This window comes from Thiolapillus sp., from assembly GCF_048562965.1.
Classification (GTDB): domain Bacteria; phylum Pseudomonadota; class Gammaproteobacteria; order Chromatiales; family Chromatiaceae; genus Thiolapillus; species Thiolapillus brandeum_A.
Genome location: NZ_JBHNMF010001240.1, coordinates 1 through 760 on the forward strand (window position 1 = coordinate 1; position 760 = coordinate 760).

Genomic DNA, 760 nt, shown 5'->3' on the forward strand with positions numbered 1-760 from the left:
ACTGTCTGGTTCCTGGGCACGTTGCACGGAAGGATTGAGCCACCCCCATACGGGCGTGATACGCCCCATCACCTTCGATCACACCGTCAGCAAGGGACGCGACGACGTGGTGCTCATCCATCGCTGCCAGCCATGGAGAGCGAAGCGAAGGCTGGTAGACCCCAGTAGCCGCGAGGCCGCACTGTTTTCCCGGCGTGCCTTGCGCCAGAGGGAAAACAAAGTAGGCCTCCGAACGCGGCGTCCAGTCATTGGGAGCCAAGTACGGAGCAGCAACGAGCTTGCGAAGTTGTTGCGTAGTGCTTGGTGACCAGGACGGCTGGGGCACCAATGGGTTGTCAAAGGCCGAGTCGATTTTGGGGACTGGGATGTCCCAAAATCTATCACGAGGCCGAAGACACGCTTGTTGAATCACCGTCTGGTTCAGATGTGCCTACGCCTGATGCGTGCCGAGGTCTGGGCGCAGGACGACGTCAAGAGACTCCACCGAATCGACGTGCGCACGCTGCCAGACGACGAATTGGATGGTCTGGCCGTGGTGGTGATCTCACGTTTGTTGATCACGGGGGGGCAACCATCATCAATTGCACGAAGAGCTCACGGCATCTGGCGGCTATCTGAAGGAGAGAGGGTTCAAACGCGAACCTAGTGTAGTGTTGCGTTCTTAATGGAACTAATAATTACAGTATTTGTCTATAATTTCATTCGAGAGAAAATGAGAAATAATCTTGTGAGAGTGGCCGTTGAAATTACCTTGGACAAA

General features: G+C 55.1%; 1 protein-coding gene. It reads right to left on the bottom strand.

Annotated features, from left to right (window positions below; all coding sequences use genetic code 11):
* Nucleotides 1-325: hypothetical protein (locus ACOCD2_RS23535; RefSeq protein WP_295540031.1), on the bottom strand; the 325-nt coding region annotated here is incomplete at its 3' end.
* Nucleotides 326-760: the final 435 nt, after the last annotated feature.